Origin of the sequence: Micromonospora cynarisoli (assembly GCF_030518815.1) — a bacterium.
Taxonomy (GTDB): Bacteria; Actinomycetota; Actinomycetes; order Mycobacteriales; family Micromonosporaceae; genus Micromonospora; species Micromonospora wenchangensis.
Map to the genome: position 1 here is coordinate 5956540 of NZ_CP130426.1, position 24499 is coordinate 5981038.

23 protein-coding genes are annotated in these 24499 nt (G+C 74.5%); 15 read left to right on the forward strand and 8 right to left on the reverse strand.

The annotated features are described in order from the left end of the window. Positions 1-80: 80 nt before the first annotated feature. Positions 81-1517: a gamma-aminobutyraldehyde dehydrogenase gene (locus tag Q2K16_RS26265; protein WP_302740828.1), complete on the reverse strand. Its 1437-nt coding sequence runs from the start codon at positions 1515-1517 to the stop codon at positions 81-83. Positions 1518-1659: 142 nt separating this feature from the next. On the opposite strand from Q2K16_RS26265, the gene Q2K16_RS26270 reads away from it, so the two are divergent. The 10 genes from Q2K16_RS26270 to ahcY all read left to right on the forward strand — a co-directional run bounded on the left by Q2K16_RS26270 (position 1660) and on the right by ahcY (position 12229). Continuing rightward, positions 1660-3099 carry an aldehyde dehydrogenase family protein gene (locus Q2K16_RS26270; protein WP_302740829.1) on the forward strand — a complete coding sequence of 480 codons (1440 nt, stop codon included), beginning with the start codon at positions 1660-1662 and terminating at the stop codon, positions 3097-3099. 34 nt (positions 3100-3133) lie between these two features. Then, positions 3134-3331, forward strand: coding sequence for a hypothetical protein (locus Q2K16_RS26275; RefSeq protein ID WP_302740830.1), 198 nt, complete (start codon positions 3134-3136; stop codon positions 3329-3331). A gap of 43 nt (positions 3332-3374) precedes the next feature. After that, a complete protein-coding gene (nfi, locus tag Q2K16_RS26280) occupies positions 3375-4046 on the forward strand; it encodes a deoxyribonuclease V (protein ID WP_302746623.1) in 672 nt (223 codons plus the stop codon). A gap of 140 nt (positions 4047-4186) precedes the next feature. Further along, on the forward strand, positions 4187-5332 hold the full coding sequence (locus tag Q2K16_RS26285; protein WP_302740831.1) for a hypothetical protein: 1146 nt from the start codon (positions 4187-4189) through the stop codon (positions 5330-5332). A gap of 69 nt (positions 5333-5401) precedes the next feature. Beyond that, the gene (locus Q2K16_RS26290; protein WP_302740832.1) at positions 5402-6784 is read left to right on the forward strand and encodes a phosphomannomutase/phosphoglucomutase; all 1383 of its coding nucleotides are present in this window, start codon (positions 5402-5404) and stop codon (positions 6782-6784) included. A gap of 63 nt (positions 6785-6847) precedes the next feature. Beyond that, entirely contained in the window at positions 6848-7033 is a 186-nt protein-coding gene (locus tag Q2K16_RS26295) for a Trm112 family protein (protein ID WP_088642951.1), read from the forward strand. Continuing rightward, on the forward strand, positions 7030-8226 hold the full coding sequence (locus Q2K16_RS26300; RefSeq protein WP_145918013.1) for an SIS domain-containing protein: 1197 nt from the start codon (positions 7030-7032) through the stop codon (positions 8224-8226). The genes Q2K16_RS26295 and Q2K16_RS26300 overlap by 4 nt, the downstream gene beginning before the upstream one ends. Further along, positions 8223-9230: a cation diffusion facilitator family transporter gene (locus tag Q2K16_RS26305; protein WP_302740833.1), complete on the forward strand. Its 1008-nt coding sequence runs from the start codon at positions 8223-8225 to the stop codon at positions 9228-9230. The genes Q2K16_RS26300 and Q2K16_RS26305 overlap by 4 nt, the downstream gene beginning before the upstream one ends. Positions 9231-9232: 2 nt before the next feature. After that, positions 9233-10450, forward strand: a complete 1218-nt coding sequence (gene manA / locus Q2K16_RS26310; protein WP_302740834.1) for a mannose-6-phosphate isomerase, class I — start codon at positions 9233-9235, stop codon at positions 10448-10450. 291 nt (positions 10451-10741) lie between these two features. Continuing rightward, on the forward strand, positions 10742-12229 hold the full coding sequence (gene ahcY / locus Q2K16_RS26315; protein ID WP_302740835.1) for an adenosylhomocysteinase: 1488 nt from the start codon (positions 10742-10744) through the stop codon (positions 12227-12229). A gap of 126 nt (positions 12230-12355) precedes the next feature. Here ahcY and Q2K16_RS26320 read toward each other — a convergent pair whose 3' ends face one another. After that, complete coding sequence (locus Q2K16_RS26320; protein ID WP_302740836.1) at positions 12356-12514, reverse strand: hypothetical protein; 159 nt, start codon at positions 12512-12514, stop codon at positions 12356-12358. 346 nt (positions 12515-12860) lie between these two features. Between Q2K16_RS26320 and efeU the strand changes: the two genes are divergently transcribed. Genes efeU through efeB form a run of 3 tightly spaced genes read left to right on the forward strand, consistent with a single transcriptional unit; the run spans position 12861 to position 16342 of the window. Next, positions 12861-13823, forward strand: coding sequence for an iron uptake transporter permease EfeU (gene efeU / locus Q2K16_RS26325; RefSeq protein ID WP_302740837.1), 963 nt, complete (start codon positions 12861-12863; stop codon positions 13821-13823). Positions 13824-13854: 31 nt separating this feature from the next. Further along, positions 13855-14988: an iron uptake system protein EfeO gene (gene efeO, locus Q2K16_RS26330; protein WP_302740838.1), complete on the forward strand. Its 1134-nt coding sequence runs from the start codon at positions 13855-13857 to the stop codon at positions 14986-14988. Between the two features lie 52 nt (positions 14989-15040). Continuing rightward, the gene (efeB, locus tag Q2K16_RS26335) at positions 15041-16342 is read left to right on the forward strand and encodes an iron uptake transporter deferrochelatase/peroxidase subunit (protein WP_302740839.1); all 1302 of its coding nucleotides are present in this window, start codon (positions 15041-15043) and stop codon (positions 16340-16342) included. Positions 16343-16354: 12 nt separating this feature from the next. On the opposite strand, the gene Q2K16_RS26340 is transcribed toward efeB, so the two are convergent. Further along, positions 16355-17332: an RDD family protein gene (locus Q2K16_RS26340; protein ID WP_302740840.1), complete on the reverse strand. Its 978-nt coding sequence runs from the start codon at positions 17330-17332 to the stop codon at positions 16355-16357. A 41-nt stretch (positions 17333-17373) separates the two neighbouring features. Here Q2K16_RS26340 and Q2K16_RS26345 point away from each other — a divergent pair, with 41 nt between their 5' ends. Beyond that, positions 17374-18414: a stage II sporulation protein M gene (locus Q2K16_RS26345; RefSeq protein ID WP_302740841.1), complete on the forward strand. Its 1041-nt coding sequence runs from the start codon at positions 17374-17376 to the stop codon at positions 18412-18414. 9 nt (positions 18415-18423) lie between these two features. Here the strand turns inward: Q2K16_RS26345 and Q2K16_RS26350 are convergent, their stop codons facing one another. Genes Q2K16_RS26350 through Q2K16_RS26370 form a run of 5 tightly spaced genes read right to left on the reverse strand, consistent with a single transcriptional unit; the run spans position 18424 to position 23591 of the window. After that, positions 18424-19734, reverse strand: a complete 1311-nt coding sequence (locus tag Q2K16_RS26350; protein WP_302740842.1) for a DUF58 domain-containing protein — start codon at positions 19732-19734, stop codon at positions 18424-18426. Further along, positions 19731-20720 (reverse strand): AAA family ATPase, encoded by a 990-nt coding sequence (locus tag Q2K16_RS26355; RefSeq protein ID WP_302740843.1) that lies wholly within the window; start codon positions 20718-20720, stop codon positions 19731-19733. The genes Q2K16_RS26350 and Q2K16_RS26355 overlap by 4 nt, the downstream gene beginning before the upstream one ends. Next, a complete protein-coding gene (locus tag Q2K16_RS26360; RefSeq protein ID WP_302740844.1) occupies positions 20717-22138 on the reverse strand; it encodes a DUF4350 domain-containing protein in 1422 nt (473 codons plus the stop codon). The genes Q2K16_RS26355 and Q2K16_RS26360 overlap by 4 nt, the downstream gene beginning before the upstream one ends. Then, positions 22135-22749, reverse strand: a complete 615-nt coding sequence (locus Q2K16_RS26365) for a DUF4129 domain-containing protein (protein WP_302740845.1) — start codon at positions 22747-22749, stop codon at positions 22135-22137. Before Q2K16_RS26365 ends, Q2K16_RS26360 begins: the two co-directional genes overlap by 4 nt. After that, entirely contained in the window at positions 22746-23591 is an 846-nt protein-coding gene (locus tag Q2K16_RS26370) for a hypothetical protein (protein ID WP_302740846.1), read from the reverse strand. Before Q2K16_RS26370 ends, Q2K16_RS26365 begins: the two co-directional genes overlap by 4 nt. A 215-nt stretch (positions 23592-23806) precedes the next feature. On the opposite strand from Q2K16_RS26370, the gene mtrA reads away from it, so the two are divergent. Then, on the forward strand, positions 23807-24496 hold the full coding sequence (mtrA, locus tag Q2K16_RS26375; RefSeq protein ID WP_067306208.1) for an MtrAB system response regulator MtrA: 690 nt from the start codon (positions 23807-23809) through the stop codon (positions 24494-24496). Positions 24497-24499: the final 3 nt, after the last annotated feature.

Here is a 24499-nt window from a genome sequence, read left to right on the forward strand (position 1 = left end):
CACTCCTCGCGCTCACGGGGCTGTCCTCTGTTCGCGACTGCGGGGCTCGCAGACCCGGCTCGCTCCTCGCGCTCACGGGATCAGCCCTCGATGTGGTGCATGACGTGCTTGATCCGGGTGTAGTCCTCCAGGCTGTAGACCGACAGGTCCTTGCCGTGGCCGGAGTGCTTGAAGCCGCCGTGCGGCATCTCCGAGACGAACGGGATGTGGGTGTTCACCCAGACGCAGCCGAAGTCGAGCCGGCGGGTCATCCGCATCGCCCGGCCGTGGTCACGGGTCCAGACCGAGGCGGACAGGCCGTAGTCGACGCCGTTGGCCCAGCGCACCGCCTCGTCCTCGTCGGTGAACCGCTGCACGGTGATGACCGGGCCGAACACCTCCTGCTGGATGATCTCGTCGGCCTGGCGTACCCCGGATACCACGGTGGGGGAGTAGAAGTAGCCGCGCCCGCCCACCCGCGTACCACCGGTGTGCAGGTCGGCGTGGTCGGGCAGCCGGTCGACGAAGCCGCTGACCCGGGCGAGCTGGTTGGCGTTGTTCAGCGGGCCGTAGAGCACGTCGGCGTCGTCCGGGGCGCCGGTGCGCGTGTTGCGGGCCTGCTCGGTGAGGGCCGCGACGAAGTCGTCGTGCACGCCGGGCCCGGCCAGCACCCGGGTCGCGGCGGTGCAGTCCTGGCCGGCGTTGAAGTAGCCGCCCGTCGCGATCGCCTCGGCCGCCGCCGCGACGTCCGCGTCGTCGAAGACCACCACCGGGGCCTTGCCGCCCAGCTCCAGGTGGGTCCGCTTGAGGTCCGGCGCGGCGGCCGAGGCGACCTCCATGCCCGCCCGGGTCGAGCCGGTGATCGACACCAGCTGCGGGGTCGGGTGCGCCACCAGGGTACGGCCGGTGTCCCGGTCGCCGCAGACCACGTTGAACACCCCCGGCGGGAGGAACTCGGCGGCGATCTCGGCCAGCAGCAGCGTCGACACCGGCGTGGTGTCCGACGGCTTCAACACCACCGTGTTGCCGGCCGCCAACGCCGGGGCGATCTTCCACACCGCCATCATCAGCGGGTAGTTCCACGGGGTGACCTGCGCGCAGACGCCGATCGGCTCGCGCCGCACGTACGACGTGTGCCCCGCCAGGTACTCCCCGGCCGAGCGGCCCTCCAGCAGCCGGGCCGCCCCGGCGAAGAAGCGGAACTGGTCCACCGCCGGGGGCAGCTCCTCTTCGGCGGTGAGCTGGCGCGGCTTGCCGGTGTTGCGCACCTCCGCGTCGACCAGCTCGGCCGCCCGGGACTCCACCGCGTCGGCGAGCTTCAACAGCGCCCGCTGCCGTTCGGCCGGGGTGGCGTCCCGCCAGGTCTCGAAGGCGGTGGCGGCGGCCCGCATCGCCGCGTCCACGTCCGCCGGGCCGGAGACGGGAGCCTGGGCGAAGACGTCACCGGTGCAGGGGTCGATCAGGTCGGCGTGACCGCCGTCCACCGGGTCGACGTACGCGCCGTCGACGAAGTTGCGTAGCTGCTGCTGGTCGCTCATGGTGAGGTCTCTCCAGGGGTGGCTGGGAGTGGAGTCAGCGGGCGTAATCGCAGTATGACTGCCATCTTGGCTACTGAATTCGCGGCAGACAAGGCCTTGGGCGACTGTTTCCGTGCGACTGCCCGTCGTCTACGCTGCCGACGTGGAGCCGAGAGCGTTCTGGGTCGCCGGTCGGGCCGTGCACGGCGACGACCAGGTGACCGTCACCCACCCGTACGACGGTCGGGCGGTGGGGCGTACCAGTTGGGCCACGCCCGACCAGGTCGAGGCCGCCGTCGCCGCGGCGGCAGGGGTGGCGGCGCAGGCCGCGGCCCTGCCCGCGTACGTCCGGGCGGCGGCCCTGGACCACGTGTCCCGGGAACTCGCCGCACGGGCGGACGAGGTGGCCGACCTGATCACCGCCGAGAACGGCAAGCCCGTCACCTGGGCGCGGGCCGAGGTGGGCCGCGCGGTGTCCACGTTCCGCTGGGCGGCCGAGGAGGCCAGGCGGTTCTCCGGCGAGTTGCAGCGGCTCGACACCGACCCCGCCGCGACCGGCCGGATCGCCCTGGTCCGGCGGGCGCCCCGGGGGCCGGTGCTCGGCATCACCCCGTTCAACTTCCCGCTCAACCTGGTGGCCCACAAGGTCGCCCCGGCCCTCGCGGTCGGTGCGCCGATCGTCGTGAAGCCGGCCCCGGCGACACCGCTGTCCGCGCTGCTGCTCGGCGAGATCCTGGCCGGCACGGACCTGCCGGCCGGCATGGTGTCGGTGCTGCCGCTGCCCAACGACCGCACCGCCGCCCTGGTCGACGACCCCCGGCTGCCGGTGGTGTCGTTCACCGGCTCCGGGCCGGTCGGCGCGCAGATCCGTGGCCGGGTGCCCCAGAAACACGTCACCCTGGAACTCGGCGGCAACGCGGCGGCGGTGGTCTGCGCCGACTGGTCGTCCGACGACGACCTGGACTTCGCCGCCCGACGGATCGCCACCTTCGGCAACTACCAGGCCGGGCAGTCCTGCATCGCCGTGCAACGGGTCCTCGTGCACGAGCGACGCCACGCCGCCTTCCTGTCCCGGCTGGTCGCCGCCGTGCGGGCGCTGCGCACCGGCGACCCGACCGCCGAGTCCACCGACGTCGGGCCGCTGGTCTCCGTCGAGGCGGCCCGCCGGGTCGAGACGTGGGTCGACGAGGCCGTCGCCGCCGGGGCCACTGTCGAGGTCGGGGGCCGCCGCGACGGCGCCAGCTACCCACCCACCGTGCTGACCGGGGTGCCGCCGTCGGCGAAGGTCTGCGCGGAGGAAGTCTTCGGGCCGGTGCTCGTGGTGTCCCCGGTGGGGAGCGACGACGCCGCGTTCGCCGCCGTCAACGACTCGGCGTACGGGTTGCAGGCCGGGGTGTTCACCCACCGGCTCGACGTGGCGTTCACCGCCGCCCGGGTGCTGGAGGTGGGCGGCGTGATCATCGGCGACGTGCCGTCGTACCGGGCCGACCAGATGCCGTACGGGGGCGTCAAGGGCAGCGGAGTCGGCCGGGAGGGGGTCCGCGCGGCGATGGACGACTACACCGAGCCGCGGGTGCTGGTGCTGACCGGGATGCCGCTGTAGCGCCTGACCGGCGGTGGCCGATTAGGCTGGGGCGATGACTGACCCCGCTGCCAAGAAGCGTCAGACGACCGCCTGGGTGTCGGGCATGGCCATCGGCATCGTCATCGGGCTGATGATGTTCCGGGACGCCGTCGGTGTGGCGTTCGGGATCTCCATCGGTGTCGCTTTCGCCATCGCCTTCGGTGCCTTCGACAGGAAGAAGGAGGGTGGGCGCGACGGTGAGCCCGGCTGAGACCGCCGAGCGGCCGGAGCGCGGGGACGCCGGGTCGCCGGGGTTGACGGTCGCCGAGGCGGTGGCCGTGCAGGACCGGTTGCGGCCCCGGGTGGACCTGGTCGGGCCGGGTCCCCGCCGGCCCGCGACGGTCGCCGGCCTCGACGTGGCGTACGCGCCTGACGGCGACCTGCTCGCCGCTGCGGTGACCGTGCTCGACACCGCGACCCTGACGGTGGTGGACCACGCGGTCAGCGTGGGCCGGCCCGCGTTCGGGTACGTGCCGGGGCTGTTCGCCTTCCGTGAGCTGCCCGCCCTGCTGGCCGCCCTGGACCGGCTGACCACCCGCCCCGAGCTGCTGGTCTGCGACGGGCACGGGGTGGCCCATCCGCGCCGCTTCGGATTGGCCTGCCACCTGGGCGTGGTGACCGGGCTCCCCGCGATCGGCGTGGGCAAGACCCCGCTGGTCGGCGAGTGGACCGGGCCCGGCCCGCGCCGGGGGGACACCGCCGGTCTGGTCGACGCCGGTGAGGTGGTCGGTCGGGTGCTGCGTACCCGGGACGGGGTGAAGCCGGTTTTCGTCAGCGTCGGGCACCGGATGGGACTGGACAACGCCGTCGCGCAGGTGCTCGCGTTGACCCCGCGGTACCGGCTGCCGGAGACCACCCGTACCGCCGACCGGCTCTGCCGCGAGACCCTCGCCGCTGCCACCGGCCCGGCCCGCGCCGCCGGCTGAGGGGACGCGGGCCGGCCGGAGCCGGACGGGTCGGGTCGAGGGGTAATGCTGCCCACATGCGGGGCGCTCTGTCACCGGGTGCCCTGTCGCGCTGGTAGTAACCTGGCCGGCGGCCCCCGCCGGGGCGGAGGGGGTGGGAGATGTCCGTGCGTCGGCAGGTGGCGCGGGTGGTGACCGTCGGTGCGCTGCTCGGTGCCCTGGTGGCGGCCGGCGCGCTCCCCGCCCACGCGGACGAGGACCGGGTGCGGGTGCGGGCCTCGGGCAGCTTCTCCGCCGGTGGTTCCCCGGGCGGGGTCTCGATCGAGGTGCGCAAACGCACCGACGGGTGCGTGCTGCTGCGGACCGGGTTGGGGCTGAGCCTGGCCGGGGTTGGCGCGGACCAGGTGCGGGTAGAGGTGAACGTCGGGGGGCGATGGTCCACTGTGCCCGTCTCCGGTGGCGGCGGCGTGCTCCAGGTCTCCCGTACCCCGTCGGCGGGTCCACCGTTGTGCAGGGGGAAGGGCAGCACCGTCCGCTATCGGGTGGCTTTCCTCGCCGGGACGCCGGGGGGCCGGCTGGACGTGGTCGGTGAGGCGACGACCGCGGTCGGCCGGCTGATCGGCCGGGGCGCCGACACGTCCCGGGTCGGCGGACGGGCCGCCGGCTCCCCGACGCCGAGTTCCACCCCCACCAGGAAGCCCACCCCCACCCCGACGCCCGACGCGACCACGCCCGCGCCGACGACGGCGACCGCCGGGGCCGCGCTCGCCGCCCCGGCGGCCGGCCCGGCCGGCACCGCCGCCGCAGAGACCTCCGGAGGATCCATGACCATGTTTGCCGGCATCGCCCTGGTGATCCTGGGCGCCGGGCTCATCGCCCTGCTGATCTTCCGGTCTCGCGCCGACCGGGCCGCGGTCGACCCGGGCCGGGCCGCCGACCCGGTCGACCTGCCGGTCCTGCCGCAACCCCGTAACCCCGGCCCGACCACCTACCGCTCCGGGGGTGCGGCGGGGGCCCCGGCCCCCGCCGGCCAGGTGTACGGGCAGCCGCAGCCGCCCGCGCCCGCCCGCCCGGGTGGCCTGTACGGGGCACCGGCCGCCTACCCGACGGTGACGCCCACCCCGCGCCCGGCCGGCGGGGTGTACGGCAGCCGCCCGGCCTCCGCCCCGCCCGTCCAGGGCGGTCCGGTCTCCGCGCCGCCCGCGTCGACCCCGCCGGTCTCCGCCCCGCCCGCACCGGGCCGGCCGGCGTCACCGCCCGCCACCGGCGGCGAAGCGACGACGATCATGCCCGACCTCCCCGGCTAGGAGGGGACGGACGCCACCGCTCCGATACGCTCAGGGTCGTTGACGACCCCTGTCGAGGAGCTGAAACCGGTGTCTGACCTGTCCCAGATCGTGAAGGCGTACGACGTCCGTGGGACGGTGCCCGACCAGTGGGACGAGCGGGTCGCCGAAGCCCTCGGTGCCGCCCTCACCCGGGTGCTCGACGATTCGGGCGAGCCGCGCGGGGCCGTGCTGATCGCGCACGACATGCGGGCCACCGGCCCGGGGCTGGCCGCCGCCTTCGCCGACGGCGTGCGGGCCGAGGGGCGGGCCGTGATCGAGCTGGGGCTCGCCTCCACCGACATGCTCTACTACGCCTCCGGCGCGCTCGGCCTGCCCGGGGCGATGTTCACCGCCAGTCACAACCCGGCGCAGTACAACGGCATCAAGATGTGCCGTTCCGGGGCCCGGCCGATCGGCCAGGACAGCGGCCTGGCCGACATCCGGGCCCAGGCCCAGGCGCTGCTGGACGCCGGCACCCGGCCCGCCGCCGCCTCGCCGGCCCCGGTCGACAGGCGTGACCTCCTCCCCGACTACGCGGCCCACCTGCGCAAACTGGTCGACCTGTCGACCATCCGTCCGCTCAAGGTGGTGGTGGACGCCGGCAACGGGATGGGCGGCTACACGGTGCCGAGCGTGCTCGGCGACGCGGCGTTGCCGGCCCTGCCGCTGGAGATCGTGCCGCTCTACTTCGAGCTGGACGGCACCTTCCCCAACCACGAGGCCAACCCGCTCGACCCGAGGAACCTGGTCGACCTCCAGCGGGCCGTGGTGACCCACTCCGCCGACCTCGGCCTGGCCTTCGACGGCGACGCCGACCGGTGCTTCGTGATCGACGAGCGGGGCGAGCCGGTCTCCCCGTCGGCGATCACCGCCCTGGTCGCCGCCCGCGAGCTGGCCAAGCACCCGGGGTCCACGGTGATCCACAACCTGATCACCTCCCGGGCCGTGCCGGAGATCATCCGCGAGCACGGGGGCGTGCCGGTGGTGGCCCGGGTGGGGCACTCCTTCATCAAGGCCGAGATGGCCCGGACCAACGCGATCTTCGGCGGGGAGCACTCCGCGCACTACTACTTCCGGGACTTCTGGTTCGCCGACACCGGCATGCTCGCCGCCATGCACACCCTGGCCGCGCTGGGCGAGCAGTCCCAGCCGCTGTCCCTGCTGGCCAGCGTCTACGAGCGGTACGTCGCCTCCGGCGAGATCAACTCCACGGTCACCGACCAGGCCGCCCGGGTCGCGGCGGTGCGGGCGGCGTACCCGCAGGCGGAGGCCGACGAACTGGACGGTCTCACCCTGCGGTTCCCCGACGGCGCGTGGTTCAACCTGCGCGCGTCCAACACCGAGCCGCTGCTGCGGCTCAACGTCGAGGGCCCGACCGAGGAGCGGATGACCTCGCTGCGCGACGAGGTGCTGGAGCGGGTTCGCCGATAAGATCCCCTCCGCCGGTCGGCACCGCCCACCGGCACAGACCACACACGTGGAAGGAGCCGCGCCGTGGCCCTGGACCCGCAGTTGCTCGAAATCCTCGCCTGCCCGGACACACACCACGCACCGCTGGACTACGACGCTCAGGCCCAGACCCTCACCTGCACGCAGTGCGGTCGCATCTTCGAGGTGCGCGACGACGTGCCGGTGCTGCTGCTGGACGAGGCTCGTGGCGGGCCGGAGGCGCAGCGGTGATGGACGGAACGGCCGGCGTCAGCGGCCGGCGGGTGGCCGACGAGTCGATCCTGGACGACCCGGACGCGGTCGCCGCCCACGACCCGGGCGGCATGCTGCGCTTCACCGCCTCGGCGGGGGCCCAGGTGCGGGAGTCCGCCGCGCTGGCCGCCGAGGCCAACCTGGCGCTGCTGGAGGACGAGGGCCGCCCGCGTGCGGTCGTCATCGCCGGCATCGGCACCGCCGGGCGGACCGGCGACGTGCTGGCCACGGTCGCCGGGCCGCGCTGCCCGGTGCCGGTGATCCCGCACCGCAGCGCCGGGGTGCCCGGCTGGGTCGGTGCGGCCGACGTGGTGATCGCGGTCAGCGCGTCCGGCCGTAGCCCGGAGGCGTTGGGCGCCGCCGAGGCAGCGCACCGTCGGGGTGCCCGGCTGGTCGCGGTGGGCGCGCCCGACTCGCAGTTGCAGTCGGTGGCCGAACGGGCCCGCGCGCCGTTCATCCCGGTGCCCCGTCGTGCCCCGGCCCGGGCCAGCCTCTGGGCGCTCACCGTGCCGGTTCTGCTCGCCGCCCGTACGCTCGGCCTGGTGAAGGTCAACGAGGCGGATCTGGCCGAGACGGCGGCCCGGCTGGACGCCGACGCCGACCGGTGCCGGTCGACCGCCGAGTCCTTCGTCAACCCGGCGAAGTCGCTGGCCCTCGGGCTGGCCGGGTCGATTCCGATCGTCTGGGGCTCGTCCCCGCTGGCCACCGTGGCGGCCCGCCGCTTCGGCGACACGCTGTCGGCCAACGCCCGGTACCCGGTGGTGACCGGGGCGCTTGGTGAGGCCGGCCGGGGCCGGGTCGGCCTGCTCGACGGTGTCTTCGGCGGCCTGGTGGAGTCGACGCGGGACATCTTCGCCGACCCCGACGAGGTCGAGCCCGATCCGACCCGGCTGCGGCTGGTGCTGCTGCGCGACGGCGGCCTCAACGCCGACGACGACACCGACGAGCCGCTGGCCGTCGAGGAGCGTCGCGCCGACGCGGTGCAGACCCTCGCGGAGCGGCGCGGGGTGCGCTGCGACGTGGTCACCGCCGAGGGCGGCTCCGCGCTGGAACGGCTCGCCTCCCTCGTCGCGGTGCCCGACTTCGCGTCGATCTATCTGGCCCTGGCCCATGGGCTGGACCCGATGGCCGTTCCGGCCGTCACCGAGATGAAGGAGCTGTCGAACCAGTGAGCGCGAACGGCGGTACCAAGGCGATCATCGCCGCCCTGCTGGCGAACGTCGGTATCGCCATCACCAAGTTCATCGCCTTCCTGCTGACCAGTTCGTCGTCGATGCTGGCGGAGTCGATCCACTCGGTGGCCGACTCGGGCAACCAGGCGCTGCTGCTGCTCGGCGGCAAGCGGGCCAAGCGGGCGGCCACCCCGCAGCACCCCTTCGGGTACGGCCGGGAGCGCTACATTTACGCGTTCATCGTGTCGATCGTGCTGTTCAGCCTCGGTGGCCTGTTCGCGCTGTACGAGGCGTGGCACAAGGCGGCCGACCCGCACCCGATCACCTCGTGGCAGTGGGTGCCGGTGACGGTGCTGCTGGCCGCGATCGTGATGGAGGGGTTCTCCTTCCGTACGGCGATCAAGGAGTCGAACCACACCCGGGGCAGCCAGTCCTGGGTGAACTTCATCCGTCGGGCCAAGGCGCCGGAGCTGCCGGTCGTGCTGCTGGAGGACTTCGGCGCACTGGTCGGCCTGGTGCTCGCGCTGTTCGGCGTGGGGATGACGCTGGCCACCGGCAACGGCATGTGGGACGCCGCGGGCACCGCGATGATCGGCGTCCTGCTGGTGATCATCGCGGTCGTGCTGGCGATCGAGACGAAGAGCCTGCTGCTCGGCGAGGGTGCCGACCCGGGCGAGGTGGCGACGATCGAGCGGGCCGTCACCGACGGCCCCGAGGTCGAGCGGATCATCCACATGAAGACGCTCTACCTCGGCCCGGAGGAGCTGATGGTGGCCGCGAAGATCGGCGTGCCGGCCTGGGAGAGCGCCGAGGAACTGGCCCGGGGCATCAACGCGGTCGAGGCGCGCATCCGCGCGGCCGTGCCGATCGCCCGGGTGATCTATCTGGAGCCGGACATCTACAGCGTCGCCGCCGAGCGGGCGGGCACCGGCACGGCCGCGCCGACCGCCGCGGCTCCGGCGTCGGGTGGGTCGAGTGAGGTGGCCGGGCGGGCCGGAGGCTGACCGTGGAACTGCTGCACGGGTCGATCCGCGACTACGCCTGGGGGTCCCGCTCGGCGCTCGCCGAGTTGCAGGGGCGACCGGTGCCGACCGACGGCCCGGAGGCGGAGCTGTGGCTGGGCGCCCATCCGGGCGGGCCGGCGATGGTCGACCGGGACGGCGAGCGGGTCAGCCTGACCGACCTGCTGGTCGCCGAGCCGGACCACTGGCTCGGCGAGGAGGTGGTCGGCCGGTTCGGCACCCGGCTGCCGTTCCTGTTGAAGGTGCTCGCCGCGGAGGCCCCGTTGAGCCTCCAGGCCCACCCCGACGCCGAGCAGGCCCGCGCCGGGTACGCCGCCGAGCAGGCCGAGGCCGGGCCGGCTGACGGGCCGGCCGGCGACGGGTGGGTCGACGGGGTGGCGGGGCGGGCGCGGGGGCCGCGCAACTACGTCGACCCGTACCACAAGCCGGAGTTGCTTGTCGCGTTGACGTCGTTCGACGCGCTCTGCGGGTTCCGGGACCCGCAGGTGTCGGCGACGGCGTTGGCCGGGTTCGGCGTACCAGAGCTGTCGCCTGTGGTGGCCGCGCTGCGGGCCGGGCCGACGGGGCTGCGGGAGGCCGTACGCGCGCTGCTGAGCTGGCCGGACGCCGACCGTGCCGGGCTGGTCGAGGCGGTGCGCGCGGCGGACGCCACCGGGCCGGACGCAGAGTTGGCCCGGGACCTGGCGACCCGCTACCCGGCCGATCCGGGGGTGCTGGTGGCGCTGCTGCTGCACCACGTGCGGCTGACGCCGGGGGAGGCGATCTGGATGCCTGCCGGCAACCTGCACGCCTACCTGAGCGGCACCGGCGTGGAGATCATGGCGGCCAGCGACAACGTGCTGCGCGGCGGGCTCACCCCGAAGCATGTGGACGTCGACGAGTTGCTGCGGGTGCTGCGGTTCGAGGTGCTGGACGATCCGGTGCTCGTCGCCCGGCCGGTGATTCCCGGGGTGGTCTGCTGGCCGGTGCCGGTGGACGACTTCGCGCTGCACCGGGTGACGGTGGACGCGTCCGGGCCGGAGGTCCGGCTGCCGCTGCCCGGTCCCCGGGTGGTGTTCTGCCACCACGGCAAGGTCGGGGTGGACGACGGGGTGGGCGCGGTGATGCTCGGTGCGGGGCAGGCCGCCGTGGGCACGGCCGCCGGTGCGGCGCTGGTCCTCTCCGGTACGGGCGCGGCGTTCGTCGCCACGTGCGGACGCTGACGGTCACCGCGCACCGCGATCTGCGCCACGCCGCAAGTCCGACTTTCCCGAATTGCTTGACCGATCCGTGTCGCACGGTAATCTCATGAGTACGCAGCGTTGTCGCGACGAAGGTCCGGCGGCGCGCGGGGGTAACCAAACCGGGGGGATGCACGGGGTGGCCGGCAGGTGGACGAAGGTTTCGTCCCACGCCGACCGCCCCGTGCGCTGTCTTGAGGCGGCCCGCACCGCGCCGCGAGGGGGCGGGCGTAAGGTGGATGGTCGCGCAGCCATCGTTCGACAGGAGCCTTCATGACCAGCACCCTCCCGGCGTCGCACAGCGGCGCCCGGCCGAGCACCCTCGCCGAGGGCGACTACAAGGTGGCGGATCTGTCGCTCGCCGAGTTCGGGCGCAAGGAGATCCGCCTCGCCGAGCACGAGATGCCCGGCCTGATGGCGATCCGCCGCGAATTCGCCGACGCCCAGCCCCTCGCCGGCGCCCGGATCACCGGTTCGCTGCACATGACCATCCAGACCGCCGTCCTGATCGAGACGCTGGTCGCCCTCGGCGCGCAGGTCCGCTGGGCGTCCTGCAACATCTTCTCCACCCAGGACCACGCCGCCGCGGCGATCGTGGTCGGCCCCGAGGGCACCCCGGAGGCTCCGTCCGGCGTCCCGGTCTACGCCTGGAAGGGCGAGAGCCTGGAGGAGTACTGGTGGTGCACCGAGCAGGTGCTCGCCTGGCCGGACGGACAGGGCCCGAACATGATCCTCGACGACGGCGGTGACGCCACCCTGCTGGTGCACAAGGGCGTCGAGTTCGAGAAGGCCGGGGCCGTCCCGGCGGTCGAGTCCGCCGACTCCGAGGAGTATGCGGTCATCCTCCAGGTGCTGCACCGCAGCCTCGCCGAGGACAACCAGCGCTGGACCCGGATCGCCGCCGGCATCAAGGGCGTCACCGAGGAGACCACCACCGGCGTGCACCGGCTCTACGAGATGCACCGGGCCGGCACCCTGCTCTTCCCGGCCATCAACGTCAACGACTCGGTGACCAAGAGCAAGTTCGACAACAAGTACGGCTGTCGGCACTCGCTGATCGACGGCATCAACCGGGCCACCGACGTGCTGATCGGCGGCAAGATGGCCGTCGTGCTCGGCTACGGCGACGTGGGCAAGGGCTGCGCCGAGTCGCTGCGCGGCCAGGGCGCCCGGGTCGTGGTCACCGAGGTCGACCCGATCTGCGCGCTCCAGGCGGCGATGGACGGCTACCAGGTCGCCACCCTGGAGGACGTGGTCGAGCAGGCCGACATCTTCATCACCGCGACCGGCTGCTTCGACGTCATCACCAACGAGCACATGGCCCGGATGAAGCACCAGGCCATCGTCGGCAACATCGGCCACTTCGACAACGAGATCGACATGGCCGGCCTGGCGAGGCGCTCGGACGTCACCCGGGAGAACATCAAGCCGCAGGTCGACGTGTGGCGCTTCGACGACGGCCACGCGATCATCGTGCTCTCCGAGGGTCGCCTGCTGAACCTGGGCAACGCCACCGGCCACCCGAGCTTCGTGATGTCGAACTCGTTCGCCAACCAGACGATCGCCCAGATCGAGCTGTACACCAAGACCGACGAGTACCCGGTCGGCGTCTACGTGCTGCCCAAGCACCTGGACGAGAAGGTCGCCCGGCTGCACCTGGACGCGCTCGGTGCCCGGCTGACCGAGCTGACCAAGGAGCAGGCCGCCTACCTGGGCGTCTCGCCCGAGGGCCCGTTCAAGCCGGAGCACTACCGCTACTGAGCACCCCGGACAGACGAGGGGGCCGGCCACCACGTGGCCGGCCCCCTCACCCGTTTTCGGGCCGGGCCGGAGCCGGGCCGGGAAGTGCCGGGGCCGGCCGGGCCAGGGCGTGCCCGGCCGGTGGGGTCAGGGCGTGCCGGGGCCACGGCGGGTCGGCCTGACCCAGGTCCACACGCACCAGGCGAGCCAGGCCAGGGAGACGGCCACGGCCAACGGGCGCAGCCGCAGGACACTGAGCACGATCACCACCGCGAGAACGGCCAGCCACGGGCCGAAGCCCCTCACCGGTGCCGTCCCGGCCGACGGTGGCGTGGCCCACACGGGCCGCAAACCCCTGGTGCGGGGGCGTTCGCGGGGCGGAGGGTGGGGCTGCGGGGCGAGTCGTCCACGGGGCGTCCTGTCCTGGGGGTACGTCGAATCCTGCCACGTCGGGCGGCGGGTCGGCACCCCCTGGCGACGGGTCCGGGCCGACCCTTCCGACCAGGGTGAACCGACCCTTCCGACCGGGGTGAACCGACCCTTCCGACCAGGGTGGAGCTGTCAAGAACGACTTGACGGGACCCCCGATCAGGAGGAAGGTATGGCTGCCCTAAGTTGCCTCAGGCGAGTCTGACCACGACACGGAGCACCGATGTTCGCCACGTACCTGATCGGCCTGCGGGAGGGCCTGGAGGCGACGCTCGTCGTCAGCATCCTGGTCGCCTTTCTGGTCAAGTCGCAGCGTCGGGACCGGCTGCCGCAGGTGTGGGCCGGCGTCGGGCTCGCCGTGGCGCTCTCGGTCCTGTTCGGCTGGCTGATCGAGTACACCTCGACCTCGCTGCTGGCCCGCTCCGAGGACCGGGAACTGTTCGAGGCGGTCACCTCGGTCGCCGCCGTGGTCTTCGTGACCTGGATGATCTTCTGGATGCGCCGGGCCGCCCGGACGATCGCCGGTGAGCTGCGCGGCAAGCTGAGCGAGGCGCTCGCCGTCGGTTCGCTCGCGGTGGCCGGGATGGCCTTCCTCGCGGTGGTCCGGGAGGGCCTGGAAACCGCGCTGATCTTCTACTCGGCGGCGCAGAGCGCGACCGGCGGCACCGGGTCCGGGCCGCTGCTGGCCCTGATCGGCGGCATCGCCACCGCCGTCGGGATCGGCTTCCTGCTCTACCGCAGCGCCCTGCGGATCAACCTGTCGACGTTCTTCACCTGGACGGGCGCGCTGTTGATCCTGGTCGCCGCCGGCATCCTCAAGTACGGCGTGCACGACTTCCAGGAGGCCGGGGTGCTGCCCGGCCTCAACGACCTGGCCTTCGACATCACCGGCGTGCTCGACCCCGGCACCTGGTACGCCGCCCTGCTCGCCGGGATGTTCAACGTCACCGCCGCGCCGAGCGTGCTGGAGACGGTCGCCTGGGTGGCGTACGCGGTGCCGGTGCTGGTGCTGTTCCTGCGCCGACCGGCCGCCCCGGCGGGGCCCACCCCGGCCCCCGCCGGCCCCACGGCCACCACCGAGGGTGCCCCCACCACTGAGGTCGCCCCCACCACCGAGGCCGACGCCCCCGCCGAGCAGGGCGGCCCCGCCGCCGTGCGACCGGCGGCCGGGTCGCGGCGCGTCTGATCCACCGCCCTCTCCAAGGAGACAAGCAACGATGCGTACCACCCGTTTCCTGGTGCTCGCCGCCGTCGGCGCGCTCGCCGTCACCGGTGTCACCGCCTGCGGTGGCAAGGACGACCAGCGGGACGCCGGCGCCGGCAACACGGTCAAGGTGAAGGCCACCGACAGCGTGTGCGAGGTCGACGTCACCGAACTGGAGGCCGGCCAGGCGACCTTCACCGTGACCAACTCCGGCAGCAAGGTCAACGAGTTCTACGTCTACGCCGCCGGTGACCGGGTGATGGGCGAGGTGGAGAACATCGCGCCGGGGCTCAGCCGGGAACTGCGGGTGGAACTGCCCGCGGGGACGTACGAGACGGCCTGCAAGCCCGGCATGATCGGCCGGGGCATCCGGGGCGCGCTGAAGGTGAGCGGCACCGCCGCGACCGTGGCCCCGGACGCCGCGCTGACCCAGGCCACCGCCAGCTACCAGCGGTACGTGACCAGCCAGACCGCCGCCCTGCTGACCAAGACCGAGGAGTTCGTCACCGCCGTCAAGGCCGGCGACGTGCCGAAGGCCAAGGCCCTGTACCCGGTGGCCCGCACCTACTGGGAGCGGATCGAGCCGGTCGCGGAGAGCTTCGGCGACCTCGACCCGAAGATCGACGGCCGGGAGGAGGTCATCGAGGAGGGCATGGAGTTCACCGGCTTCCACCGGATCGAGAAGGACCTCTGGACCACCGGCGACATCAGCAAGGACGGCCCGGTCGCCGACCGGCTGCTCGTCGACGTCAAGGAGATCGTGAGCCGCGCCAACGCCGAGAAGCTCACCCCGCTCCAACTCGCCAACGGGGCCAAGGCCCTGCTCGACGAGGTGGCCAGCGGCAAGATCACCGGCGAGGAGGAGCGGTACTCGCACACCGACCTCTGGGACTTCAACGCCAACCTGGAGGGCTCCAAGGCTGCCGTCGCCGCACTGCGGCCGGCGCTGGAGCAGCGCGCCCCGGAGCTGGTCACCCAGCTCGACAAGGAGTTCGCCAACGTGGAGGCGGCGCTCGGCAAGCACCGCGACGGCGACGGCTGGAAGCTGCACACCCAGCTGAGCAAGACCGACCTCAAGGAACTGTCGGACAGCATCAACGCTCTCGCCGAGCCGGTCAGCAAGGTCGCCGCCGCCGTCGCCCGGTGACGACTGGTCAGCACGGCCGTCGCACGGCGGTCGGTCCCTCCCAGGAGAGTCGATGAGCGAGCAGAGCAGCACCGCCGGACGGGGCCGCCGCCGGCTGTCCCGGCGGCGGGCGATCACCCTCGCCGGGGTCGGGGTCGCCGGGGTGGCCGGGGTCGCCGCCGGAGCGGACGCGCTGGTCCGCGACGGCGACCGGGCCGCCGCGTACGACGGGGCCGCCGGTGCGGTGCCGTTCCACGGTGAGCACCAGGCCGGGATCACCACCCCGGCCCAGGATCGGCTGCACTTCGTCGCCTTCGACGTGATCACCAAGGACCGGGACCGGCTGGTCGCGATGCTCCAGGAGTGGACGGCCGCCGCCGCCCGGATGACCTGCGGGAAGGACGCCGGGGTGATCGGCGCGGTCGGCGGCATGCCGGAGGCCCCGCCGGACGACACCGGCGAGGCGCTGGGCCTGCCCCCGTCGCAACTCACCCTGACCGTCGGCTTCGGCGCGACCCTGTTCCGCGACGCGCAGGGCCGGGACCGGTTCGGCATCGCCGGCCGCCGGCCCGCCGCGCTGGTCGACCTGCCGCACTTCGCCGGGGACGCGCTGCGCCCCGAGATCTCCGGCGGCGACCTGTGCGTGCAGGCGTGCGCGAACGATCCGCAGGTGGCGGTGCACGCCATCCGCAACCTGGCCCGGATCGGGATGGGGGTGGTCGGCGTCCGCTGGTCGCAGCTCGGCTTCGGGCGTACCTCGTCGACGTCGCGGGACCAGGCGACCCCGCGTAACCTCTTCGGTTTCAAGGACGGCACCGCCAACCTCAAGGCCGAGGACGCCGGGCTGCTCCGCGAGCAGCTCTGGGCCCAGCCGGAGGACGGCGCGGACTGGATGACCGGTGGGTCCTACCTGGTCACCCGCAAGATCCGGATGCAGATCGAGACGTGGGACCGCAGTTCGCTTGCCGAGCAGGAGCAGATCGTCGGCCGGACCAAGGGCAGCGGCGCGCCGCTGGGCCGCCGGGACGAGTTCGACGAGCCGGACCTCGCCGCGAAGGGCGACGACGGCGAGCCGGTGATCGCCGTGGACTCGCACGTGCGCCTCGCCCACCCCACCCTGAACGACGGCGCCCGCCTGCTGCGCCGCGGCTACAACTACGTCGACGGCTCGGACGGGTTGGGTCGGCTCGACGCCGGGCTGTTCTTCATGGCCTACCAGCGGGACCCGCGCCGGCAGTTCGTGCCGATCCAGACCCGCCTCGCCCGCAACGACGCGATGAACGAATACCTCAGGCACGTCTCCAGCGGCCTGTTCGCCTGCCCGCCCGGGGTCCGCGACGCCGCCGACTGGTGGGGCCGCGCCCTGTTCGGCTGACCGGCGTACCGGTCAGGCCGGGCGGTCCGGCGACGCCGACCGGAGCACCGGCCCGGCCGGTCGTACCCCGGCCGGGGCCGGCGGGCCGACGGCGGGGGCGGCCGGGGCCGGGTCGGGCCAGAGGGAGGCGGTGAGCGCCCGCTGGTGGCGCAGCCGCAGCGAGCCTCGCCTGTTGCGTTCGGCAAGCACCGCCGCCAACAGCAACGGCTCCGGTACGCCGGGCGGCGGCGTCGGGGCGGTCACCGCCGCCACCTCGCCCCACAGCTCCCGGGCCAGCCGGCCGCGGTACGGCTCGACGATCTGCTGCCCCCGGGTCAGGTACTGCCGCACCGCCAGGGCCAGCGCGTCGTCCAGCCGGGTCAGGTCCAGGGTGGCGGCCCAGCCGGCCAGCGGCGCGACGATCCCCGGGGCCGGCCGCCAGGGGTGCGTGGTGCGGGTGTGCACCACCATCGTGCCGGCCACCAGGTCACCCAGCCGTCGGCCACGCGGGTCGGTCAGCATCACCGTCGCCCCGGCCACCCAGCTCAGCAGCGGCAGCACCAGCCCCGGCCACTCCACGGCCGCCCCGACCAGCGCCCGGGTCAGCGACTGACGCCACTGCACCGGGCCGCCGTCGGCGCTGACCACCCGCAGCCCCACCGCGAGCTTGCCGGGCGTCCGGCCGTGGTTGAGGCGTTCCCACAGCACCGGGTAGCCGACCACCACCAGCACCAGGCCGAGGGTCTCCAACGCGCCGGTCAGGGCCCGGTCCACCACCTGTTCGGGAAGCAGGATCAGCACCAGCGGGGTCAGCGTCAGGGCGAGCAACGCCGCGCAGAACAGTTGACCGACGATGTCGATCAGCAGCGCCAGCACCCGTGAGCCGAGCCGTGCCGCCCGGACGTCCAGCGCGACGGCCTCGCCGCTGACCAGCCCCGCGTCCGCCCAGCGTCCCGCCGGGTCGACGCCGGGCGGGACGGTGCCGGCCGGCACCGGTGGTTGCGCGCTCACCCGGACAGTGAACACTATGGTCGCGGGACGGGGGAGGACCAGTGGATCTCGACGCGTACGTCGCCGAGCACGGCCACGAGTGGCGACGGCTGGAGCTGTTCTGCGACCGTCGCCGGCTCGACGTCGACGAGATCGACGAGATGATCGTCCTCTACCAGCGCACCGCCACCCACCTGTCGGCGCTGCGCAGCCGGGCACCCGATCCGGCCCTGGTCAGCCGGCTCTCCCAGCTCGTGCTGCGGGCGCGGGCCCGGATCACCGGCCGGCAACGGGCCTCCTGGTCGGCCGTCGGGCGGTTCCTCACCGTCGGGTTCCCCGCCGCGGTCTACCGGGCCTGGCCGTGGTGGTGCGCGGTGGCGACCGGGTTCAGCCTGCTCAGCGGCTTCCTCATCTGGTATGTCGCCGGCAACCCGGGCACCGCCGCCGCGTTCATCGGCCCGGACGCCGCCGCCGACCTGGTCGACTCCGGATTCGCCGGTTACTACACCGAGTTCTCCGCGCCGACCTTCGCCTTCCACCTGTGGACCCACAACGCCTGGATCGCCGCCCAGTGCCTCGCCGCGGGGGTGCTCGTCGTGCCGGTGCTCTACCTGCTGTGGCAGAACGCGCTGAACATCGGGGTGGTGGGCGGGGTGATGGTCTCCTACGGCCGCTCCGACGTCTTCTTCGGACTGATCACCCCGCACGGGCTGCTGGAGCTGACCGGGGTCTTCGTGGCCGCCGGGGTCGGGCTGCGTACCGCCTGGGCGTGGATCTCGCCACCGGAGCACCTGGGCCGGGGCCGGTCGGTCGCCGAGGCGGGCCGGTCGGCGATCCTGGTCGCGGTGGGGCTGGTCGGACTGTTCGGGGTCTCCGCGCTGCTGGAGGCGTTCGTCACCCCGGCACCGGTGCCGGTGGCGTTGCGGGTCGGCGTCGGCGCGACGGTCTGGCTGGGTTTCTTCGCCTACGTGGTGCTGCTCGGCCGGCGGGCCGTCGCCGCCGAGCGGGCACCTGCCGAGCGCACCGACCCCTGGCTGGCCGAACTCTGGCCGACGACCGACCCGGCCCGCGCCTGGCAGCCCACCTCCCGTCCACCCGACTGACCTGTCCGGTCAGAGCTGACCGAGGGCCTTGAGCCGTAGGTAGGTGTCGGCCAGGGCGGGGGCGAGCCGGTCCGCCGGGGCGTCCACCACGGTCACGCCGTACCGGCCGAGGGCGGCGCGGACCCGGTCCCGCTCGGCGATGGCCCGCCAGCCCGCAGCGGCGGCGTAGGCGTCCCCGGGGCGTACCGGCGGGGCGGTGGTCAGCGCGGTGAGCACCGGGTCGTGCACGGCCGCCACCACCACCCGGTGCCGGGCGGCCAGCCGGGGCAGCACCGGCAGCAGGCCCTCGGCGAGCGCCCCCGGCTCCAGCGCGGTCAGGAGCACCACCAGGCTGCGCCGTCGGTGCCGCCGCAGGATCTCCGCGACGATCAGGTCGAAGTCGGTCTCCACCAGCGCCGGGTGCACCGGCGCGAGCGCGTCGACCAGCCGGTGCAGCAGGTCCCGCCGCCCGGTGCCGGTGACCGTGGCCCGGATCGTGGCGTCGGCGGCCAGCAGCTCGACCCGGTCGCCGGCCCGGGCGGCCAGCGCGGTCAGCAGCAACGCCGCGTCGATGGCGGCGTCCAGCCGGGGTACGTCACCGACGCGTACCGCCGAGGTGCGGCCGGTGTCCAGCACGCACACCAACCGCCTGTCGCGTTCCGGCCGCCAGGTGCGGACCAGCACGTCGGAGCGGCGTGCGCTGGCCCGCCAGTCGATGGAGCGGACGTCGTCGCCGACGACGTACTCGCGCAGGGTGTCGAACTCGGTGCCCTGGCCCCGGCCCCGGGTGACCTGGGTGCCGTCGATGACCCGCAGCCGGGACAGCTTCTCCGGCAGGTGCCGACGGGAGTCGAACCGGGGCAGCACGCGCAGCGTCCAGCCGGGGGCGGCGGGACGCCCGGCCCGCTGCCGGAACGCCAACCCGAGCGGCCCGAGCGAACGCACCGTCACCGTCACCGCCGGCCGGTCACCGCGCCGGGTGGGGATGAGCCGGTTGGGCAGCACCAGCACCCCGCCCGGCCCGACCCGGGACACCCGGTCCGGCGGTACGTCCGGACGGGCCCCCGCGGACGGCACCCACCCGTCGCGCACCTGGGCGCGCAGCGTACGGCCGGAGGTGTTGGTCAGGCGCAGCGTGACGGTCGCGGGCTGGCCGAGCCGGACGGCCCGGTCGCCCTCACGGTCGACGGTGAGCCCGTGCAGCGGGGCGGCGAGCGCCCAGTCCACGGCGGTGAGCAGCAGCACGACGGCGGTCATCACGGCGACGGCGGGCACCGGGTCCGGCCAGAACGGCAGGGTGGGCACGCCCGCCAGCAGCAGGACGGCCGCCCGCCAGGTCATCGCGGGGTCGGCACGGTGGCCAGCACCGTGTCCAGCACCGCGTCGACCCCGACCCCCTCCAGCTCCACCTCGGGGCGCAGCCGCAGCCGGTGCCGCAGCGTCGGACGGGCGGTGGCCTTCACGTCGTCGGGGGTGACGTGGTCGCGGCCGGCCAGCCAGGCCCACGCCTTCGCCGTGCTGAGCAGCCCGGTGGCCCCCCGGGGCGACGCGCCCAGCTCCAGGGCGGGGGTGGTCCGGGTGGCCCGGCACAGGTCCACGATGTAGCCGAGCACCGGCTCGGCCACGTGCACCCGGCCGACGGCCTCCCGCGCGGCGGCCAGGTCGGCGGCGTCGGCCACCGGGCGTACGCCGGCCGCGCCGAGGTCACGCGGGTCGAAACCGGCGTGGTGGGCGCGCAGCACCCCCAGTTCCTCGTCCCGGTTGGGCAGCGGCACGGTCAGCTTGAGTAGGAACCGGTCGAGCTGTGCCTCGGGCAGCGGGTAGGTGCCCTCGTACTCGACGGGGTTCTGGGTGGCGGCCACGATGAACGGGTCCGGCAGCGGCCGGCGGGCGCCCTCGACCGACACCTGGCGCTCCTCCATCACCTCCAGCAGCGCCGACTGGGTCTTCGGCGGCGTCCGGTTGATCTCGTCGGCGAGTAGCAGGTTGGTGAAGACCGGCCCCTCCCGGAAGGTGAACGCGGCGGTACGCGGATCGAAGATCAACGAACCGGTGACGTCGCCGGGCATCAGGTCGGGGGTGAACTGGACCCGCTTGGAGTCCAGGTCCAGGGCGGTGGCGACGGTACGGATCAGCAACGTCTTCGCCACCCCGGGCACCCCCTCCAGCAGGACGTGACCCCGGCAGAGCAACGCGATCACCAGGCCGGTGACCACCGAGTCCTGACCGACGACCGCCTTGGCCACCTCGGTGCGCAGCCGGTGCAGGGCGGCCCGGGCGTCGTCCGGGCCGACCGTGGGCTCGGCGGTGGTGGCGGGTCGGGTCACCGGGGGTCTCCTTCGGTCGGACGGCCTGGTGCTGCCGCCACGGTACGGGTCAGCCGATCCAGCGACCGGGCCAGCTCCAGCAGTTCGGCGTCGGTCTGCGGGGCCGCGCCGAAGAGCAGCTCGTGGAGCTGCTCCGGGGTGCCGCCGGCCGGCCCGGCCACCCGGGCCGCCACCTCCGCCGGCCCGAGCGTCGCGGGCAGGTCGAGCCGGCCCCGCAACCGCCCCAACGCGGCGGTCCGCAGGGTCGCGGCGGCCGGGCCCCGGGCGCGGGCCCGCTGGTAGAGCCGGGCCCGGCCGAACACGGTCTCGGCGGAGCGGACCTCGACCGGCAGCGGCTCGGTCACCGGCGGGCCGAGCCGGCGGGCCCGCCAGAGCACCATCACCAGGGCGACCAGGGCGAGCTGGAGCAGCAGCGCCCAGAACCAGGGCGGGAAGGCGTCCAACAGCGGATGGTCGTCAGGTGGCGGGGGGCCGGCCGAGTCGGGGGCGTCACCCGAACCGTCGCCGTCGCCGTCGCCGGTGGTGGTGCCGGGGCCACCCGCGCCCTGTTCGCCGGTGCCGTCGCCGTCGTATCCGGTGGAGCCGCCGGGGGTGGGTGACCAGGCGGGCTCGCCGGTGCCGCCGGGCCGGCCGAACGTGGGGGCCGGCGCCGGGCCGGCCAGGTCCAGCCAGACCACCCGGCCGTGGACGCCGAGCAGGCCGGTGCCGAGCGCCTCGTTGCCGTGTTCGGCGATCCGGTCGTTGCGGAACGGGTCGCTGGCGCCGATCACCACCACCTCGGCCCGGCCGGGCAGCCGGACCAGGCCGCCGGCGTAGCAACTGTCGAGGGCGGTCGCCGTTGCGGGCGCGGCGGCGTACCGCTGGAGCCCGGCGGCGGCGACCCCGGCCCGGGTCGCCTCGGGCACCGCACAGGGCCGGCCGCCGGCCGCCGGGTCGACCGCCCGGGCGGCCCACCGGCGGTCGGTCGGCACCAGCGGCAGGCCGGCGGATTCGAGCACCCGGCGGGACGGGTCGACGAGGACCAGCCGCCGGCCGGCCGGCAGCTCACCCAGCGCGCCGAGGGTGTCCGGGTGCAGCAGCTCCGCCGCCGGGACGAAGAGGGTGGCTGGGCCGCGGTCGAGGCCGAGCAGGGCGGGCAGCAGGTCGGTCTCCCGCGCGACGGTGACGCCCTGGGCGCGCAGCGCGTCGGCGAGGCGGCTGCCCCCGTCGTCGTCGGTGGCGACCGGGGAGAGGAAGCCGGGGTCGCCCGGGTCGGGCTGGTCCAGGGCGTGGGCGCCGATCGTGCCGGCGAGCAGGGCGGCGGCCAGCGCCAACGGCACGATCACCCGGTGCCGGCGTCGCCGCCGCCGGGCCGGCGGCGGTCCGCCGGGGCCCGCCGGTGCCGGGCCGGCGGCCGTCGGGGTGGCGGGGCCGGTCACGGTGTGCCCCCGTCCGGCGGTGGAGTGGCGAGCGCCCGGTCCAGGTCGTCGGCGAGTTCCCGCATCCGCCGGTCGTGGTCGGCGGCGGCCGGGCGCTGGGCGTACCACAGCTCGGCGAAGATGGCCCCGGCGGCGCGCAACGGCGGGTCGACCGGGGGCCGGGCGCGGGCCGCCGCGTCGGTCAGCTCGGTGACGGTCATCCCGGCCCGGGGGGCCACCGCGCCGACCGCGACCAGCCGGCGGACCATGGCGCGTAGCCGCTCCCGGACGGCCTCGGCGTACCGGCCCTCGGCCGCCAGCCGGTCGGCCAGGGAACGCGCGGCGTCGGCGGGCAGGCCGTCGTCGGCGCTGCGGGGGCGGGGCAGCGCCACCGTGACCGGCCCGTCGGCCCGGCGGCGTCGCCACCGGGGCAACCGCCACCGGGGCAACCGCCACCGGGGCAACCGGAGGCGGGGCAGCCGCAGCCGGGGCAGCCGGCGGGGCACCCAGGCCGGGAAGTGGTACCAGGCGAGCGCGACCACCCCGGCCAGCAGCACCACCAGCAGCGCCGCCAGCGGCAGCGGCAGCACGTCGCCGAGCGCGGCGACGGCCTCCGTCCACCACCGGCTCACCTGTCGACCGCCGGCAGGCCGGCCGCGACGAGCCCGGCGGGGGTACGGGCGAGCTGGATGTCCAGCCCCTCGGTGCGCATCCGGGCGTCCAGGTGGATCACCGCGTCCAGGCAGGCCAGGGCGGGGTAGGCGACGCTGTTCACCGCGCCGAAGGCGAGCATGGCGGCGGCGACCCGCACGCCCGGGTCCGCCAGGTCGACCAGCTGCAGCGACTCGACGCCGAAGAAGAGGCCGAGGGCCAGCCCGACCCGCAGCACCCACCAGCCGAGGTAGCCCAGCAGCCGGACGGCGGCGGCGCGGCCACGTGCCGCGACGCGGGCCGCCCGGGGCACCGCCGACAACCCGGGCACCCGGTCCAGCACCACCGCCGAGGCGACCGAGCCGAGCAGCCCGTAGCCGACCAGCCAGGCCGGGCCGAGCAGCGCCGCGATCAGCATCAGCAGGCCCACCACCGGGGCGAGTAGCAGGGTGACGCCCCAGCGGGCACCGGCCGGGCGCAGCAGTTCCGCCACCCCGGCCCGGCGGCCGAGCAGCGCCGCGCCGGCGGCCCGCGCGGCCGGGTTGCCGAGCAGCAGGACGATCACCGCCTCGGCGGCGGCGCCCACCGCGAGCAGTTGCCACCACAGCGGGAACGCCCCGCTGTCGCTCCACCACACCGGGGGCAGCGCGTCGGCGAGCCGGCGCAGCGGGTACAGCAGCAGTTGTTCACCGGCGGCGAGCAGGACGCCCAGCGGGATCAGCACCCGGCCCCCGGCGCGCAGCAGCAGGACGGCGGAGTCGAGCAGTTCGCCGACGGTGAGCGGACGCCGGGGGAGCACGGCGGTCGGGCCGACGTCGGGCACGCGTACTCCTGCGGATGGTGGCTGGCGGGCGGCGACCTGCCCGGGGATCATGGTGACACGGCACGACCGGCCGGGTGGACCCACCGGGCGGCCCACGCGATGCGGTCATCGGGGGAGATATCGCGCGTGGGACGTGCGGTGGCACCTCTCCCGGCAGTACCGTGCCATCCAGACGCCGATCCCACCAACTGAACGGGGATGGAAACATAAACCCCATGAGAGCCCGGGTACTGGTGGTCGACGACGACCCCGCGCTCGCCGAGATGCTCGGCATCGTCCTGCGCAGCGAGGGTTTCCTGCCCTCCTTCGTCGCCGACGGGGAACGGGCGTTGGCCGCGTTCCGGGACAGTCGCCCCGACATCGTGCTGCTCGACCTGATGCTGCCCGGAATGAGCGGTATCGACGTGGCGCGGGCGATCCGCGGCGAGTCGGGCGTGCCGATCGTCATGCTGACCGCCAAGAGCGACACCGTCGACGTGGTGCTCGGCCTGGAGTCCGGCGCCGACGACTACGTGGTCAAGCCGTTCAAGCCCAAGGAGTTGGTGGCCCGGATGCGGGCCCGGCTGCGCCGGGGCGAGGACGTCGCGCCGGAGATGCTGACCATCGGCCCGCCCGGCAACCAGATCACCATCGACGTGCCGGCGCACACCGTCAGCCGCGACGGCGAGGAGGTGAAGCTGACGCCGCTGGAGTTCGACCTGCTGGTCGCGCTCGCCCGCAAGCCGCGTCAGGTCTTCACCCGGGAGGTCCTGCTGGAGCAGGTCTGGGGCTACCGGCACGCGGCGGACACCCGGCTGGTCAACGTGCACGTGCAGCGGCTGCGCGCCAAGATCGAGCCGGACCCGGAGCGGCCGGAAATCATCCTGACCGTGCGGGGCGTGGGCTACAAGGCGGGTACCGGATAGCCT